This is a genomic window from Vibrio sp. D420a, assembly GCF_030248625.1.
GTDB lineage: Bacteria > Pseudomonadota > Gammaproteobacteria > Enterobacterales > Vibrionaceae > Vibrio > Vibrio fortis_A.
Map to the genome: position 1 here is coordinate 38012 of NZ_JAHGAN010000004.1, position 16805 is coordinate 54816.

14 protein-coding genes are annotated in these 16805 nt (G+C 46.0%); all 14 read left to right on the plus strand.

All coding sequences use genetic code 11. From position 1 onward, the window contains the following. The first annotated feature begins 350 nt into the window (after nucleotides 1–350). The 14 genes from KI743_RS05195 (at nucleotide 351) to urtD (ending at nucleotide 16805) form a co-directional block, all read left to right on the plus strand. Complete coding sequence (locus tag KI743_RS05195) at nucleotides 351–1469, plus strand: bifunctional tRNA (adenosine(37)-C2)-methyltransferase TrmG/ribosomal RNA large subunit methyltransferase RlmN (RefSeq protein ID WP_032551314.1); 1119 nt, start codon at nucleotides 351–353, stop codon at nucleotides 1467–1469. A 443-nt stretch (nucleotides 1470–1912) separates the two neighbouring features. Beyond that, entirely contained in the window at nucleotides 1913–2857 is a 945-nt protein-coding gene (gene rodZ, locus KI743_RS05200; protein ID WP_285465457.1) for a cytoskeleton protein RodZ, read from the plus strand. Between the two features lie 7 nt (nucleotides 2858–2864). After that, nucleotides 2865–3986 (plus strand): flavodoxin-dependent (E)-4-hydroxy-3-methylbut-2-enyl-diphosphate synthase, encoded by a 1122-nt coding sequence (ispG, locus tag KI743_RS05205; RefSeq protein ID WP_032551317.1) that lies wholly within the window; start codon nucleotides 2865–2867, stop codon nucleotides 3984–3986. A 61-nt stretch (nucleotides 3987–4047) separates the two neighbouring features. Next, on the plus strand, nucleotides 4048–5316 hold the full coding sequence (hisS, locus tag KI743_RS05210) for a histidine--tRNA ligase (protein ID WP_032551461.1): 1269 nt from the start codon (nucleotides 4048–4050) through the stop codon (nucleotides 5314–5316). Between the two features lie 86 nt (nucleotides 5317–5402). Continuing rightward, on the plus strand, nucleotides 5403–6017 hold the full coding sequence (locus tag KI743_RS05215; protein ID WP_032551318.1) for a YfgM family protein: 615 nt from the start codon (nucleotides 5403–5405) through the stop codon (nucleotides 6015–6017). Between the two features lie 10 nt (nucleotides 6018–6027). Continuing rightward, nucleotides 6028–7188, plus strand: coding sequence for an outer membrane protein assembly factor BamB (gene bamB, locus KI743_RS05220; protein ID WP_285465458.1), 1161 nt, complete (start codon nucleotides 6028–6030; stop codon nucleotides 7186–7188). A 159-nt stretch (nucleotides 7189–7347) separates the two neighbouring features. After that, on the plus strand, nucleotides 7348–8829 hold the full coding sequence (gene der, locus KI743_RS05225; protein ID WP_032551321.1) for a ribosome biogenesis GTPase Der: 1482 nt from the start codon (nucleotides 7348–7350) through the stop codon (nucleotides 8827–8829). A gap of 73 nt (nucleotides 8830–8902) precedes the next feature. Continuing rightward, nucleotides 8903–9790 (plus strand): alanyl-tRNA editing protein, encoded by an 888-nt coding sequence (locus tag KI743_RS05230; RefSeq protein ID WP_285465459.1) that lies wholly within the window; start codon nucleotides 8903–8905, stop codon nucleotides 9788–9790. Between the two features lie 287 nt (nucleotides 9791–10077). After that, nucleotides 10078–11076, plus strand: coding sequence for a sensor domain-containing diguanylate cyclase (locus tag KI743_RS05235; RefSeq protein WP_285465460.1), 999 nt, complete (start codon nucleotides 10078–10080; stop codon nucleotides 11074–11076). A gap of 39 nt (nucleotides 11077–11115) precedes the next feature. After that, nucleotides 11116–11343, plus strand: coding sequence for a zinc ribbon domain-containing protein (locus KI743_RS05240; RefSeq protein WP_285465461.1), 228 nt, complete (start codon nucleotides 11116–11118; stop codon nucleotides 11341–11343). A 296-nt stretch (nucleotides 11344–11639) separates the two neighbouring features. Continuing rightward, nucleotides 11640–12926 carry an urea ABC transporter substrate-binding protein gene (gene urtA / locus KI743_RS05245; protein ID WP_150871118.1) on the plus strand — a complete coding sequence of 429 codons (1287 nt, stop codon included), beginning with the start codon at nucleotides 11640–11642 and terminating at the stop codon, nucleotides 12924–12926. Nucleotides 12927–13103: 177 nt separating this feature from the next. Further along, nucleotides 13104–14732 (plus strand): urea ABC transporter permease subunit UrtB, encoded by a 1629-nt coding sequence (urtB, locus tag KI743_RS05250; RefSeq protein WP_285465462.1) that lies wholly within the window; start codon nucleotides 13104–13106, stop codon nucleotides 14730–14732. A gap of 10 nt (nucleotides 14733–14742) precedes the next feature. After that, a complete protein-coding gene (urtC, locus tag KI743_RS05255; RefSeq protein ID WP_225312867.1) occupies nucleotides 14743–15966 on the plus strand; it encodes an urea ABC transporter permease subunit UrtC in 1224 nt (407 codons plus the stop codon). Next, a complete protein-coding gene (gene urtD / locus KI743_RS05260) occupies nucleotides 15963–16805 on the plus strand; it encodes an urea ABC transporter ATP-binding protein UrtD (RefSeq protein ID WP_285465463.1) in 843 nt (280 codons plus the stop codon). Before urtC ends, urtD begins: the two co-directional genes overlap by 4 nt.

Here is a 16805-nt window from a genome sequence, read left to right on the forward strand (position 1 = left end):
ATGACAACGAAAAGAGCGGCTAGTCGTAACGTCATTCCCGATAGCGACGAAGGAGCGTAGTCGGGAATCTCTGTTTGTTGTTGGAGATTCCAGACATCTCGTCCCTCGATTCTGGAATGACGAGAAGGAGAGCGGTTAGTTCTACCGTCATTCCCGATAGTGACGAAGGAGTGTAGTCGGGAATCTCGCTCTTATTTCTAGAATTGTAAGTAATCAAAGAGGGTTGTGTGAATTTTAATCACTTAACTTTGAATGTCTTAGTAAACACAGGGTTTTACAACCCTTGTTGAAGATGCGTAAAGGCTGTACAATTCGCGCCCTTAATTATTGTTCCGTCATTGAGAGGCACCATGACCACAGCTAAAGTCAATCTACTCGATTTTGATCGTAAAGGTCTTCGTAAATTTTTCACAGAAGAATTGAATGAGAAAGCTTTTCGAGCAGATCAAGTAATGAAGTGGATGTACCACTTCGGTGTCGATGACTTCGAAAACATGAACAACATCAACAAAAAGTTGCGTGAGAAACTTCAACGTCGCTGTGAGATTGTTGCACCTGTTGTTTCTGAAGCTCAACACTCTTCTGACGGTACAATCAAATGGGCAATGCGTGTTGGCGACCAAGACGTTGAAACGGTATACATCCCGGATGGTGACCGTGCGACGCTGTGTGTATCATCACAAGTGGGTTGTGCCCTTGAGTGTAAGTTCTGTTCTACTGCACAACAAGGCTTCAACCGTAACCTAAAAGTATCTGAGATTGTTGGCCAAATCTGGCGTGCCTCTCGTGAGATCGGTCTTGAGAAAGAGACAGGTCGCCGCCCAATTACGAACGTGGTAATGATGGGTATGGGTGAACCTCTACTTAACATGAAAAACCTAATGCCATCATTAGAAATCATGTTGGATGATCTTGGCTTCGCTCTGTCTAAGCGTCGTGTAACCGTATCGACTTCTGGTGTTGTATCAGGTCTTGACCAAATGACGGGTAACATTGATGTTGCACTAGCAATCTCACTACACGCTCCAAATGACAAGCTACGTAGCGAAATCATGCCAATCAATGATCGTTGGGATATTGAAGACTTCCTAGCATCGGTTCGTCGTTACATTGCATCTTCAAACGCAAACCGCGGTAAAGTTACTGTTGAGTACGTGCTGCTTGATCATGTAAATGACGATATGGACCACGCGCGTGAACTTGCTGAGCTAATGAAAGATACGCCATGTAAGATTAACCTGATTCCATTCAACCCATATCCAGGTTCACCTTACAAGAAACCAAGCAACTCTCGTATTGACCGTTTCCAGAAAACACTGATGGAATACGACTACACAGTGACAGTACGTAAGACCCGTGGTGACGATATCGATGCTGCATGTGGTCAGTTGGTAGGTGATGTTATCGACCGTACCAAACGAACTAAGCAAAAAGCCGCTGCGGAAACTATTCCAGTAAAAGCGCTTTAATCCGCTCTCCGTTTTAATAACAAGCCAGAAGTTTACTTCTGGCTTGTTTGTTTTTGACCGTTTATCACTGTTTTCCTGTTTATTACGCCACGATTTTTTACATTTTTCGTTAAATTTTGTACAAAACCATGAGCTAACGGTAAATTTTGTCGAAAGTGTTTTTGCCTTGTCATGGCATTAGCTTATGATTAAATCAGCTTAAACTCAGTTTAAGTGCTTACTTGCTACTCGAACCATCAATATGTCTATTTACTAGGTTGGCATTGAACAGATAGCTGCCTGAGAAAACCCTTTTGCATAGCAGTGCGTGGTTTTCGTTTTCAAAAGGTTTTTGGTGCGAGTCGCAGGACAAATTCCACAAAGAGTGGGTTGTAAGATTGAGCGTAAACGACAATAAAAAATGGCTCTCGACAACCGACGATAATATTTAGAAGTTCAACTTTATGAACACAGAACAAGATACACAAACTCCACAAGCGGCAGCTCCTGTATTGGAAGCTGGTACGATCCTTAAAAATCGACGTGAGTCGTTAGGTTTAACCCAACAGCAAGTCTCTTCTCGCTTAAAGCTGCGCGTTAGCTTGATTCAGCAGATTGAAGACAACCAATTTGATTCAGACCAAGTCGCCACCTTTATGCGTGGTTACGTACGTTCGTACGCCAAATACGTCAATTTGGATGAGAAAGTGGTTCTAGAGGCTTTAGATCACGCTGGTGATGTTCAGCATCAAGAACAAGAGATGATGAGCTTCTCGCGCAAAACCAAAACGGAGAAGCACAACAGCCGTATTATGCTGCTAACTTGGAGTATCTTCGCGGTTATTGCTGGTATCTCTTCACTTTGGTGGTGGCAGAATCAGCAGCAAGATACGCTTTCTCAATCATTTGTAGCTGAAGAGACTGCAGAAGAAGTGGTGGTCGATGATCTCAGTGACGACCAACTCACTACCTCTCTCGATCTGATTGAAGCTGAAACACCGGTAGTTGAAGCGCCTCAAGTTGTTGACAGCGAAGTGATGGCAGACGCCAGTGTTGCAACAGAAACGATGGAAGCTGACGTTGCTCCCGAGGCTGAAGTACCTGCGGAACCTGTAGTGGCTGCTGTAGAGACAGAAGTCGCTGAACCAGAAGTCGTAATACCAGAACCTGTATCTAATGAGTTAGTAATGCAATTTAGCTCTGATTGCTGGATTCAAGTGAAAGACGCGACAGGCAGAACGCTGTCGACGGGCATTAAAAAAGCAGGTCAATCACTCAATTTATCAGGTGAAACTCCGTATAAAGTGGTTATTGGTGCTCCAGAAGCCGTCTCAATGACATTTGCGAGTGAACCTGTCGACCTTTCTGGGTATACTTCAGGCAAAGTAGCTAGAATAACCTTACCTTAGAGTTAATATGCAACACGAATCTCCTATTATTCGTCGCAAGTCGACCCGCATTTATGTGGGCGACGTGCCGATCGGTGATGGTGCACCAATTGCTGTGCAATCCATGACTAATACTCGAACAACAGACGTTGCGGCGACTGTTGCTCAAATTAAATCGCTAGAAAATGTCGGTGCTGACATTGTACGTGTCTCTGTTCCAACGATGGATGCAGCAGAAGCGTTCAAGCAGATCAAACAGCAAGTATCTGTACCTTTGGTCGCAGACATCCATTTCGACTACCGTATCGCTCTCAAAGTAGCAGAGTACGGCGTTGACTGTTTACGTATCAACCCAGGTAATATCGGTAATGAGAGCCGTATTCGCTCTGTGGTTGACTGCGCTCGCGATAAAAATATCCCGATTCGTATTGGTGTTAACGGTGGTTCTCTAGAAAAAGACATTCAAGAGAAGTACACAGAGCCAACAGCAGAAGCGCTCGTTGAATCTGCAATGCGCCATGTGGACATTCTTGATCGTCTTAACTTTGATCAGTTTAAGGTCAGTGTTAAAGCATCAGACGTATTCCTAGCGGTAGGTTCATACCGTCTATTAGCACAGAAGATCGATCAACCTCTACACTTAGGTATTACAGAAGCGGGCGGTGCTCGTGCGGGTGCGGTGAAGTCATCTGTTGGCTTAGGTATGCTTCTATCAGAAGGTATCGGTGATACGCTGCGTATCTCTCTAGCTGCAGATCCTGTTGAAGAGATCAAAGTTGGCTTTGATATTCTTAAGTCTTTGCGTATTCGCTCGCGCGGTATCAACTTTATCGCTTGCCCAAGCTGCTCTCGCCAAGAGTTTGATGTTATTAATACGGTTAATGCATTAGAAGAGCGTTTAGAAGACGTGATTACACCAATGGATGTATCGATCATCGGTTGTGTGGTAAACGGCCCTGGTGAAGCAGAAGTATCGCATTTAGGCCTTGCGGGTAGTGCTCGTAAGAGTGCGTTCTACGAAGACGGTAAGCGTCAAAAAGAGCGTTTTGACAACAATGACCTTGTCGATCAGCTAGAAGCGAAGATCAGAGCAAAAGCGTCTGTGATGGATAAATCCAATCGCATTGACCTAAAGAACCTAGAAGATTAATACAACACGATGAGGTGATGCGATTAGGCATACCTTGTTGTGAAGAATGACGGAAAAAATTGTGGCTAAAAATATCCAAGCAATCCGAGGCATGAACGACTGCCTTCCAACTCAATCACCACTTTGGCAGAAAGTAGAAAACGCAGTAAAAAGCGTGGTAAGCGCATACGGCTACAACGAAGTACGCATGCCTATCGTTGAAGAGACGAACCTATTTAGCCGTGCTGTTGGTGAAGAGACTGACGTAGTTTCAAAAGAGATGTACACCTTTGAAGATCGCAACGGTGACAGCCTAACTCTACGTCCTGAAGGCACAGCGGGTTGTGTTCGTTCATGCATCCAAAACAGCCTTATCAACCGTGATGAACAGCGTCTATGGTACATGGGCCCAATGTTCCGTCACGAGCGTCCTCAAAAAGGTCGTTACCGTCAATTCCACCAATGTGGTGTGGAAGTATTTGGTCTAGATGGCCCAGACGTTGACGCAGAGCTTATCATGATGACCGCACGTCTATGGCGTGAGCTAGGCATCGACAAGCACGTACGTCTGGAGCTGAACTCAATCGGTTCTACTGAAGACCGTGCAAACTACCGTACAGCGCTTGTTGCTTTCCTAGAGCAACACATCGATGTGTTGGATGAAGATTGTAAGCGTCGTATGCACACAAACCCACTGCGTGTTCTAGATACTAAGAACCCAGACGTACAAGCGATTCTTGGTGATGCACCTCGCCTTTCTGAATATTTAGGTGAAGAGTCACAGCAACATTTTGCAGGTTTATGTGAACTTCTTGATGCTGTAGGTATCGAATACCAAGTTAACGAGCGTCTAGTACGTGGTCTTGACTACTACAACCGCACTGTATTTGAGTGGATCACTGACAGCTTAGGTGCACAAGGCACTGTATGTGGCGGTGGTCGTTACGACGGTCTAGTTGAGCAACTAGGTGGTAAAGCAACTAACGCAGTTGGTTTTGCAATGGGTCTAGAGCGTCTTGTTCTAATGATGGAGACTCTAGAGCTAACAGAAGTACGTCGCAGCGTTGACGTATACATGGTTGCAGCAGGTGAAGGCACCATGATTGCGGGCATGCAACTGGCGAACGAACTGCGCGATAACATCGAAGGTGTTCGTGTAATGAACCACTTCGGTGGTGGTAGCTTCAAGAAACAATTTAAGCGTGCTGATAAAGTGGGCGCTGTAGTTGCACTGGTACTGGGTGAAAACGAAGTAGCAGACAACACGGTGGTATTGAAAGATCTGGTTGGTGGTGAACAAGAAGTTGTTGCCCAAGCAGACGTTGCTGCAAAAGTGGCGGCACTAATCTAAGTCTCCCGCTGAGCAACTAAACGCTCAATATGAATATTCAACGCCAGCTGTTTGCTGGCGTTTAAAAGAATCAAAGAGGACAGGAAGTGGAACTTTACGATAGCGAAGAGCAACAAGTTGAAGCCATTAAAGACTGGTGGAAAGAGAACGGCAAGGCTGTAATCTTTGGTGCTGTGATTGGTTTAGGTGGTCTATTTGGCTGGCGCTATTACCAAGACTCAGTTACCCAGGCTCGTGAAGCAGCTTCTGAAAGCTACACCACAGCTATTTCTGCACTGGATGCAAAAGGTCTAGATGCACAAGCGGATATCCAAGCTTTCATCGATAGCAACAAAGACGCGGAGTACTCTGTACTTGCGGCGATGCAATTGGCAAAAGTACAAGTAGAAGCAGGTGATCTAGCAGCAGCGCTTGAGCAGCTTGAGTGGGCGCAGTCGGCGACAAAAGACGCAGCACTAGCTCCTCTGCTAGGCTACCGTGTAGCTCGCGTAAAAGCTGAGCAAGGTGAGTTTGACGCAGCTCTTAGCGAACTAGCGGCGATCACTGATGAATCTTGGAAGGGTCGTGTTGCTGAACTGCGTGGTGATATCTCACTGCGTAAAGGCGACAGCGATGCTGCATATGCGGCTTACACTGAAGCACAACAAGCTGTTGATGCTAGCCAAACGCTTCAAATCAAACTTGACGACTTAGCTAAATAAGGCGCTTTGAATGAAGAAGATGTTTCCCAAAGCGACACTGTGTGCAATAGCTCTAGGGCTACTTGCTGGCTGTGCGGGTGAAGAAGACACCGTTATCATGGCACCAGTGCCAACTGTAACGAGTGAATTTACGCCTTCTCAAGAGTGGTCTAACTCAGTGGGTGATGGCGTTGGTCATTACTTCTCAAAGCTCACGCCTGAATACGCATACGACAAAGTATTTGTTGCTAGCCGCGATGGCATGATCAAAGCGCTTGACCCAGAAACGGGTAAAGAGATCTGGAGAAACGATCTAGAGAAAGACGTGATTGCGCGTATCTCTGGTGGTTTGACAGCGGGCTACGGCAAGGTTTTCCTAGGTTCTGAAAATGGCGAGATGATCGCTGTTAATGAAGAAACCGGTGAAGAGCTATGGCGTGTTTCTGTTAACGGTGAAGTATTAGCGGCACCTGCAACAGAAAACAACATGGTTTTGGTTCACACCAGCCGTGGCATGATGGTGGCGCTTGACCAAGCAACAGGTGAGGAAAAGTGGACCATCAGTACTGAGGTTCCTAGCTTAACCCTGCGTGGTGACAGTGCACCTGTGACAGTATCTGGCGGTGTGTTCTGGGGAACGGCAAATGGTCGATTGGCTGCTGCTATCGTTGACCGTGGTCAGCTAATTTGGCAACAACCAGTAGGCACACCAAAAGGCGCGACTGAAATCGACCGTCTTGTTGATGTTGACTCTTCTCCAGTTGTCCTGGGTGGCACGCTTTATACTGTCGGCATTAATGGCCAACTGATTGCGATTGACCTACGTTCAGGCAAACCAGTGTGGAAGCGCAACTACTCTTCTGCTATTGATTTGGCAAGTGATGGCAGCCGTCTGTTTGTTGTTACAGATAACGATCACTTAGCTGCGGTTGATGCGCGCAGTGGTACAGAGATCTGGAGTACATCTCTGCTTGAAAATCGCTTACTGACAGCACCTGCTATCATTAACGGATACGTCGTGGTAGGTGATACAGAAGGTTACCTACACTGGCTAGACCGTGCAACAGGTGACTTTGTGGCGCAGCAGCTGGTGGATGATAGTGGCTTTGCTGTGGCACCAATTGAGCTATCTGGTGGTTACCTTGTCGTTACTCGCAACGGCGATGTAAAGAAACTGACGATTAGCCAATAAAAGCGTGATATAATTCACAGTCGGCTCCTGGTTGGTAACAGCCAGGGGCCGTTTTGTTGTTGTAAAATTAATAAAGCGTGTGGTTATAGGTAAGAGTTTAAACTTGCGAACAAGTGTTTACCTATAACTACATTAAGAAAAGAAATTGTAGAGGTTGTTATGGTACCTGTTGTTGCTCTAGTAGGGCGTCCGAACGTAGGTAAGTCTACGTTGTTTAACCGATTGACTCGAACTCGCGATGCATTGGTTGCGGATTTTCCTGGCTTAACGCGTGACCGTAAATATGGCCAAGCTCAGCTTGGTGAACACGAATTTATTGTTATCGACACCGGCGGTATCGACGGTACTGAAGAAGGTGTTGAAACAAAAATGGCAGAACAGTCATTAGCGGCGATCGATGAAGCTGATGTTGTACTGTTCATGGTAGATGGCCGTGCTGGTCTAACACCATCTGATATTGCTATCGCGAAGCACCTTCGTCAGCTAGAAAAGCCTTCAATGCTAGTAGTAAACAAGGTTGATGGTATCGACCCTGATGCAGCAAGTGCGGACTTCTGGCAGTTAGGCGTTGAAGACATGTACCAGATTGCTGCGGCTCATGGTCGTGGTGTAACAGCGCTTATCGATCTAGCACTAAACCCATTCGCAGAAGCGCTAAAAGCGGAAGCGGGTGAAGTGAGCGATCTGACTGAATTTGAAGATGAAGAAGCTGAGCAAGTTGATTTCACTGAAGAAGAAGCGGAAGCCGAATTCCAGCGTCTTCAAGATCAACCAATTAAGCTAGCGATCATTGGTCGTCCAAACGTAGGTAAATCAACGCTAACTAACCGCATCCTAGGTGAAGAGCGTGTGGTTGTTTACGATATGCCGGGTACAACACGTGACTCTATCTATATCCCTATGAGCCGTGATGAGCGTGAATACGTTCTTATCGATACTGCGGGTGTACGTCGTCGTAAGAACATCAACGAAACGGTTGAGAAGTTCTCGGTTGTTAAAACGCTGAAGGCAGTTGAAGACGCTAACGTTGTTCTACTTGTAATTGATGCTCGCGAAAACATTTCTGATCAAGACTTGAGCCTGCTAGGCTTCGCTTTGAATGCTGGTCGTTCAATTGTGATCGCAGTAAACAAGTGGGATGGTCTAGATAACGACGTGAAAGAGCGCGTTAAGAAAGAGCTGGACCGTCGTCTTGGTTTCGTTGACTTTGCACGTATCCACTTCATCTCTGCACTACATGGTACAGGTGTTGGTCACTTGTTTGAGTCTGTTCAAGAAGCTTACAAGTCAGCGACGACACGTGTAGGTACATCGGTACTAACACGTATCATGAAGATGGCAACCGATGATCACCAACCGCCAATGGTTCGTGGCCGTCGTGTGAAGCTTAAGTACGCGCACGCGGGTGGTTACAACCCACCGATCGTGGTTATCCACGGTAACCAAGTTCGTGAACTACCAGATTCGTACAAGCGTTACTTGATGAACTACTACCGTCGTTCTCTAGAGATCATGGGTACACCGATTCGTATTCAGTTCCAGAACAGTGAGAACCCGTTTGAAGGTAAGACTAACAAGCTAACTGTCTCTCAAGAGCGTAAACGTAAGCGCATGATGAGCATGATGAAAGGCCGTAAGTAACCTTTATAACTGATTTGATACCCGAGCCGAGCTCGGGTATTTTTTTAAGCAAAATTTATTAGAACTAAAAAACATGACCACATCGATTCAAATTAATCCAACCATCACTCAGTTTTGTCACCAAACTTGGAGCCTAATCGCCACCACGCAATACTTAGAGCAGCAAACAGAGAAAACGTATCTTGTTGTTGATAAAACCCCATTTCACCCAGTCAGCCATATTTGGCCTGATCACCCTGCAGACCGTGGCTACATTATTGCTAATCAACAGCAGATAAAAGTAGAAGACTGTCTAGTTGGAGCGATAGAACAATTGACTGGAAAACTCTTCGTTGCAGAAGATATTCCTGTTAAGCGTGATACAGAGGGGTGGGTGTTTGTCGTGGTGCATCAACTACCGGCTTCTTCAGAAGCGATTGAAGTTGGTGAGCCTGTTGAGCTTCACGTCGATCAAGACTATCAAGACAGCCTTAGCCGTGGACACAGTGCAGGACACGTCGCATACCTTGCTTTAAATCAGGTACTTGCTGAGCAATACTGGCGTAAAGATGCAGACAGAAAAGACCCATTAGGTCACTACGATTTTAATAGCTATGCCCAAGTTACCAGCTTTGTAACCCCTGATTTATGTACCGACAAATACCGCCTTGGCAAAACTCTCAAGAAACGCGGTCTCAATGTTGCGAATATGCTCGAAAATCTTTCTGAAATTGAAATCTCAGTCAATCAAACGATCGCCGATTGGTTAGGGCAAAAAAGCTCAGTTGCAATGAAACTGGATGGTGAGTGTTTGACAGATTCTCGTTACTGGCAATGGCAGAAAAATGAAAGTACTTTAATTTCAATCCCTTGTGGTGGTACTCATATCAATAGTACAGATGAGCTTGGTAACTTGACCGTGCAATTGACCAAGCTTGATGACCAACACATTGAAATGCAGACGCATGTAAATCGAAGATAATTAGTCACAGATCGAATCTGGATATTCTGCAAAGGTGACGTATTTAAATATGTATTGGTTTTATGTGCTGTTTAAAATCCAAATGCAGCACATGTAACTTATGCTTTCGGTGTGTGGTGATATAAATATTCTTTTTGGGGTAGATCGCTGATCAAAATAGATAAAGCGAAAGATCAACCTATGATCTTCAGTTGTGTGTCGTGGTTACTTAGTGTGTTATTATTGAGTAAAAAGTAAACTTGCATAAGAACGGGTTGCTATCAATACACTTAATAAAGCTTTTGTGAATGGAAAAAGATTTTTTATTGGAAGCGCATCGCTCCGTAAACAGCCTGTTGCGTAGACTCGCACTCGGTTTGGATCGCAAAGAGCTGAATGAGAAGATCATTCAGCTTACCGAACATCTTTTCGGCGAGCGTATGGCTTCGATTTTAATGCTCAATCCCGACACACAGACCTTGCATCTTGAACATGCCCCAAACTTACCTCAATTTTATAATGAGAAAATTGAGGGTGTTTCAATTGGCGAAGGTATCGGTTCGTGTGGGGAAGCGGCGGCGCTTAAGAAAGCTGTTATCGTTTCGGATATTAACCAACACCCCAATTGGGCGGCTTTCTTACCTTTGACTCAGCAAGCGAATCTACATGCTTGTTGGTCGGTTCCTATCCTCTCATCCAATGACCATGTCCTTGGCACTTTCGCTATCTACAGCCAATGTCCTTCTGAGCCCCATGAGTTCGAAGTTGAAATACTAGAGCTACTGGCATCACTCTACTCTGTTGCACTTGAGAAATATGAACTTGAGGATCAACTGCAATATTATGCGACTCGCGATTCGTTAACCCGATGCCTTAATCGTCGAGCATTACTTTTTGAAGCTCAGAAAGTTCTGGAAAAGTGCTGCTTTGGTGAAAAGATCATGGGGTGCATGTTTGTTGATGTTGATAAGTTCAAGTCGATCAACGATACCTATGGGCACCGTTTCGGTGACGAAATCCTAGAAAGAGTAGCTAAAGTTCTCGACGATGCGACCACAGCGTGCGCCAAAGTAGGGCGTTATGGTGGAGATGAGTTTGTAGTGTTCTCTTGTTTTAATTCGGAAGAGAGTTTCTCCCAAACTTATCGAGTGCTCAACAGTACACTGCAAGAGGCGTTGTACATCGATGGTACTCAATTTTCGGTTAGTGTTGGAATGGCGTTTGAGAAAAAACCCAATGGTTTGAGTGGTTTGATCGCGCAAGCAGACAAGAACATGTATCAAATCAAGCAATCGAAAGTGCACTAAGCGTAGAGTTAGCCATAGTTGATGATTTAGGAATGCTATATGAGCGAAAATATCTGCCCCCAGTGTCAGTCTGAATTAGGTTGGGACGGGCAATACCACTGCGAAACCTGTGGAATGCACTTCACTAAGATTGGTTACTGTCCAGACTGTCAGAGCCAACTTGAGAAGCTTCAGGCATGCGGTGCGGCTAGTTACTTCTGTAACGATAAGTGTAATGAGCTTAAATCCAAATCGAGAGTGACTTTTGAGTTTAAGTCAGTGGTTTAGTTTTGGTGTAACCAGCTCATTCTATTTGTCTTGCCCTAAAATACATTTCTATTTTAAGCCCAGCTTTCAACGAGCTGGGCTTTTTTATTTTCGTCATGTTTCATATTGGTTCATTTCTAAGACAACTGCACCACCATGAATCAGCGCACATAGTGCAATTTGCACCATAGTTGTCCTTAATGATTTTAAGTTGTTAAAAATCAATTGTTTATTTTATTTTTAACTTTGTAGATAGCTTGGCACCCTTCTTGTAGTTCTGTAATTGGATAATAAAAAACAATTATGGAGTAACAACTATGAACAAGGTGTTCAAATTATCGTTAGCTGCACTATGTACTTCACTCTCTTTCTCTTCAGTAAGCGTTCTTGCTGCGGAAGATACGATCAAGGTGGGGGTTCTTCACTCCTTGTCAGGCACTATGGCGATCAGTGAAACCACACTAAAAGATACGGTTCTGATGCTAATAGATGAACAGAATAAGAAAGGTGGTCTATTGGGTAAAAAGCTTGAACCCGTTGTCGTTGACCCAGCATCAAACTGGCCACTGTTTGCTGAAAAAGCCCGTGAGTTGATTGAAAAAGAGCAAGTCGATGTGGTGTTCGGTGGTTGGACATCGGTTTCTCGTAAATCCATGTTGCCAGTGTTTGAAGAGCTCAACAGTATTCTCTTCTACCCAGTTCAATATGAAGGTGAAGAGTCTTCGAAAAACGTTTTCTATACGGGTGCTGCGCCAAACCAACAGGCAATTCCAGCTGTGGATTACTTGATGGAAGAACTCGAAGTTGAGCGTTGGGTACTTGCGGGTACCGATTACGTTTATCCGCGCACAACCAACAAGATCCTTGAAGCCTACCTAAAAGAGAAAGGTGTCGCACAAGAAGACATCATGATCAACTACACGCCATTTGGTCACTCTGATTGGCAGTCTATTGTCTCTGACATTAAGAAGTTTGGCGATGCAGGTAAAAAGACAGCTGTAGTCTCCACGGTTAATGGCGATGCGAACGTTCCATTTTATAAAGAGCTGGGCGCACAAGGCATCTCATCTGAAGACATTCCTGTGATTGCCTTCTCGGTGGGCGAAGAAGAGCTATCGGGGATGGATACTGAACCATTGGTTGGTCACCTTGCGGCTTGGAACTACTTTATGAGTGTTGACACTGAAGCCAACGAAGAGTTTGTTGAGACATGGCAAGCCTTCATCAAGAATGAAAAACGCGTGACTAACGATCCAATGGAAGCGCACTACGTCGGCTTCAACATGTGGGCTCAAGCTGTGACAAACGCGGGCACCACGGATGCAGAAGCGGTACAAGATGCATTGATTGGTGTTTCTGTTCCTAACCTTTCAGGTGGCTACTCAACCATGCTACCTAACCACCACATCACTAAACCAGTATTGATTGGTGAGATCCAAGATGACGGTCAATTTGAAGTTGTTTGGGAAACCACAGGCCTTGTGGCGGGTGACGCATGGTCAAGCTACTTGCCGGAATCAGCCAAGCTGTACTCTAGCTGGTCTAAGCCGTTCTCGTGTGGTGCTTTCAACGTAGAAACGAAGAAGTGTTCAGGTAGCAACTAAGCAAACCTGGATACGTGCGCCCTTGGCATTTCAGTCAACTTCGCCGAGGGCGCCTTCGTTAGTGCGTCCAAATCAGGATGAGTTTCCAAGCAACAATCAGTTTCCAAACAACTATAACAATAGACTGCGTAAACGTGGCTGGAATAAAAACGTGCTTGGTGGGTTAAGGAACAATAAATGACAAACGTATTAAACGTGTTTAAGGCACTGCTGCTTCTGGTCGTTAGTGCACAGTTTGCGTGGGCCGATGTGTCCGACAACGCAAGCTTTACCAAGGCGCTAGTTGGTAAAAAAACGTCAGAGAAAGAGTCAGCCATTGAATGGCTCATTGCTTCGCAACCGGAAGGCGTTGCAAAACCACTCTTGACCAGTTGGCTTAATGGCACGCTCTACTATGTGAGTGACAGAAAGAGCGATTACTACAAACAGCTGTATTTGATTGAAGGGATCAAAACAGCCACTCAGGCGCAATCTGCATGGAGTAATGAGACTCTGGCGGTTGAGTCGACTAAGCAATTTAAAAAGGTTCGCGTAAACAACAAACTGCGTGGAATCTTACGTATTGAAATCGCCTCAATGGGGCTTAATAGCAAAGATTCAGAAATCCGCTATCAATCGGTCAACAACCTGCTTGGTACCAAAGATCGCGCCATCATAGAGCGTATTGAGCTAATGCAGCCTAGCGAAGAGAATGATCGTGTCGCTGATTTAATGGCATTGCTATTGGCGGTACATACTTCTCAAGACAACCAAGCTAATGCAGCGTCGCGTATCGAAGCTATAGAAACACTCGGTGACTTCAAGCAATCCGTGGTGCTTAAAACGCTTAATTCACTGCTTAGTAAAGAGAGTGAACCCGCGATCATTGATGCGGCTGAGCGTGCGCTCGATCAATATCAGCAGAGCCAAGCTTTCTACTCAGGCGTTGAAACGGTCTTCTTTGGTTTGAGTCTAGGATCTGTATTGGTCTTAGCTGGCATCGGCTTGGCGATTACGTTTGGTGTCATGGGCGTGATTAATATGGCTCACGGCGAGCTGATCATGATAGGTGCTTACACTACCTATGTTCTGCAACTGCTGATGCCAAACCATATTGGTACTGCGCTGCTATTGTCGATTCCTGTTGCTTTCATTGTTTCTGGGTTAGTTGGCATTCTTATCGAACGTTCTGTTATTCGTCATCTTTACGGTCGCCCACTCGAAACGCTACTTGCGACATTTGGTATCAGCTTGATCCTACAACAAGCGGTTCGCAGTATCTTCTCGCCGCTTAACCGCTCTGTGAGTACACCAGAGTGGATGGCAGGTGCGCTTGAGCTAAATCCGATGTTGTCACTGACCTATAACCGACTCTATATCATTTTGTTCTGTGCATTGGTGTTTATGGGACTGCTTATGGTTCTGAAAAAAACGCCACTTGGCTTGCAGGTACGTGCTGTATCTCAAAACCGTGCAATGGCTCGTGCTATGGGTATTCGCTCTGAACGTGTTGATGCAATGACCTTTGGCTTAGGCTCAGGTGTTGCAGGCGTTGCGGGTGTGGCTCTATCGCAACTCACCAACGTTGGTCCGAACATGGGACAGGCCTACATCATCGATTCGTTCATGGTAGTTGTGTTTGGCGGTGTTGGTAACCTATGGGGCACCTTAGTGGCTGGCTTAAGTTTAGGCCTGTTCAACAAGATTTTAGAGCCTTGGGCAGGCGCGGTTCTCGCCAAGATCTTAGTACTGGTTTTCATCATTCTATTTATTCAAAAGCGACCACGCGGGCTATTCCCACAGCGTGGGCGCGCGGCTGAAGGTTAAGGAGAACATTATGCAGTCGAAATCTTTTGTTCTCTCAGCCTTGAGAGGTGATAAGGGCGGTCAGTTGACCATACTCGTGCTTCTTGCTGCGGTGATATTGGTGCCTATGGCCAATACGCTACTGCCAAGCGGGCACCCACTTCATGTTGAGACCTTTACCATCTCTTTGATGGGTAAGTATTTGAGCTATGCAATGCTAGCTCTAGCGCTGGATTTAGTCTGGGGCTACTTGGGTATCCTCAGTCTTGGACACGGGGCATTCTTTGCTCTTGGTGGTTATGCGATGGGCATGTATCTGATGCGTCAGATTGGCGACCGTGGGGTGTATGGTGACCCTATCTTACCTGACTTTATGGTTTTCCTTGATTGGTCGGCGTTACCGTGGTTCTGGCAAGGCTTTGATCAGTTCTGGTTTGCTTGCTTGATGGTGCTATTGGTGCCAGGCGCATTAGCCTACTTGTTCGGTTATCTGGCATTCCGCTCGCGCGTGTCTGGTGTTTATCTCTCTATCATGACGCAGGCGCTGACCTACGCGCTGATGCTGGCGTTTTTCCGTAATGAGATGGGCTTTGGCGGTAACAATGGCCTGACAGACTTCAAAGACATCATCGGATATAGCCTGCAGAGCGACGCAACCAAAATCGGCCTTTTTGTCTGCACGGGCTTAGCGTTGATTGTCAGCTATATCGTTTGTCGTATGGTGGTCACCAGTCGCTTAGGTCGTGTTGCGCTGGCTATTCGCGATACTGAGTCTCGTACTCGCTTTATGGGATATGACGTTGATGGCATCAAGTTGTGGGTATTTGTGCTATCGGCGGTGATTGCGGGTATTGCAGGTGCTCTGTACGTGCCTCAAGTCGGCATCATCAACCCAGGTGAATTTGCGCCGCTTAACTCGATTGAAGTGGTGGTGTGGGTTGCTTTGGGCGGTCGTGCCACGCTGTTTGGTGCGATTGTTGGTGCGCTCATTATCAATTATGCCAAGAGCTGGTTTACGGTCGAATTCCCAGAGGTGTGGCTATTCGCTTTAGGCGGTCTGTTTGTCCTGTCGACCATGTACCTACCACAAGGTGTGATTGGCTTTATCAGCGATAAGTGGCATCAGCTGCGCAAGAAAACCAGCGCGTCAAAACCTGACTCTTCTAATAATGATTCATCGAATAACACGCCCTCCAACCCTAGTTCAGACAATACGGGTGGCTCATCAATCAAACCACAGGAGGTGACAGCATGAGTACATTGAACTCTCTGAAAGACTCGGTGAGCGCACTGACACGTCGCGATCAAGTCTTCGATTATCTCAAGCCAGATGTGCACCCTGCGATTGATACTCGCCATAACATTTTACTGTATGTGGAGGGGGTGAATAAAAGCTTCGACGGCTTCAAGGCGATCAATGACTTGAACCTCTACATCAAGGAAGGGGAATTGCGCTGCATCATAGGTCCGAATGGAGCGGGTAAAACCACCATGATGGATATCATCACTGGTAAAACCAAACCCGATACAGGAGAGGTATGGCTTGGCTCTAACATCAATCTTTTGAAGATGAATGAAGCCGAAATTGCCAACGCGGGCATTGGGCGCAAGTTTCAAAAGCCAACTGTGATTGAGTGTCTTACGGTGTGGCAAAACTTAGAGCTAGCTATGTCTGGCGTGCGCTCAGTGTGGGGAACCTTCACTGCGGTGATGAACGGTGAGCAGAAAGATAAGCTGTTCTCTGTACTTGAACTGATTCACTTGCATGAAGAAGCGACCAACCTTGCGGGTAATCTATCTCATGGTCAGAAGCAGTGGTTGGAAATCGGCATGCTGCTAATGCAAAACCCTAAGCTGTTGCTGGTGGATGAGCCCGTGGCGGGCATGACTCACCAAGAAATGGATCGTACCTCTGAACTGCTCAACTCACTCGCAGGAAAGCACTCGGTGGTGGTTGTGGAGCACGACATGGATTTTGTGCGCTCGATTGCCAGCCACGTGACGGTACTTCACCAAGGTCATGTACTGGCGGAAGGCACCATGGATCAAGTGCAAGCGCATCCACAAGTGAAACAGGTTTATCTGGGAGAATAA

Excerpts from the sequence above, each read along its gene's own strand:
- KI743_RS05195 (WP_032551314.1), top strand. The coding sequence starts at position 351 with ATGACCACAGCTAAAGTCAATCTACTCGATTTTGATCGTAAAGGTCTT.
- rodZ (WP_285465457.1), top strand. The coding sequence starts at position 1,913 with ATGAACACAGAACAAGATACACAAACTCCACAAGCGGCAGCTCCTGTA.
- ispG (WP_032551317.1), top strand. The coding sequence starts at position 2,865 with ATGCAACACGAATCTCCTATTATTCGTCGCAAGTCGACCCGCATTTAT.
- bamB (WP_285465458.1), top strand. The coding sequence starts at position 6,028 with ATGAAGAAGATGTTTCCCAAAGCGACACTGTGTGCAATAGCTCTAGGG.
- der (WP_032551321.1), top strand. The coding sequence starts at position 7,348 with ATGGTACCTGTTGTTGCTCTAGTAGGGCGTCCGAACGTAGGTAAGTCT.
- KI743_RS05230 (WP_285465459.1), top strand. The coding sequence starts at position 8,903 with ATGACCACATCGATTCAAATTAATCCAACCATCACTCAGTTTTGTCAC.
- KI743_RS05235 (WP_285465460.1), top strand. The coding sequence starts at position 10,078 with ATGGAAAAAGATTTTTTATTGGAAGCGCATCGCTCCGTAAACAGCCTG.
- KI743_RS05240 (WP_285465461.1), top strand. The coding sequence starts at position 11,116 with ATGAGCGAAAATATCTGCCCCCAGTGTCAGTCTGAATTAGGTTGGGAC.
- urtA (WP_150871118.1), top strand. The coding sequence starts at position 11,640 with ATGAACAAGGTGTTCAAATTATCGTTAGCTGCACTATGTACTTCACTC.
- urtB (WP_285465462.1), top strand. The coding sequence starts at position 13,104 with ATGACAAACGTATTAAACGTGTTTAAGGCACTGCTGCTTCTGGTCGTT.
- urtC (WP_225312867.1), top strand. The coding sequence starts at position 14,743 with ATGCAGTCGAAATCTTTTGTTCTCTCAGCCTTGAGAGGTGATAAGGGC.
- urtD (WP_285465463.1), top strand. The coding sequence starts at position 15,963 with ATGAGTACATTGAACTCTCTGAAAGACTCGGTGAGCGCACTGACACGT.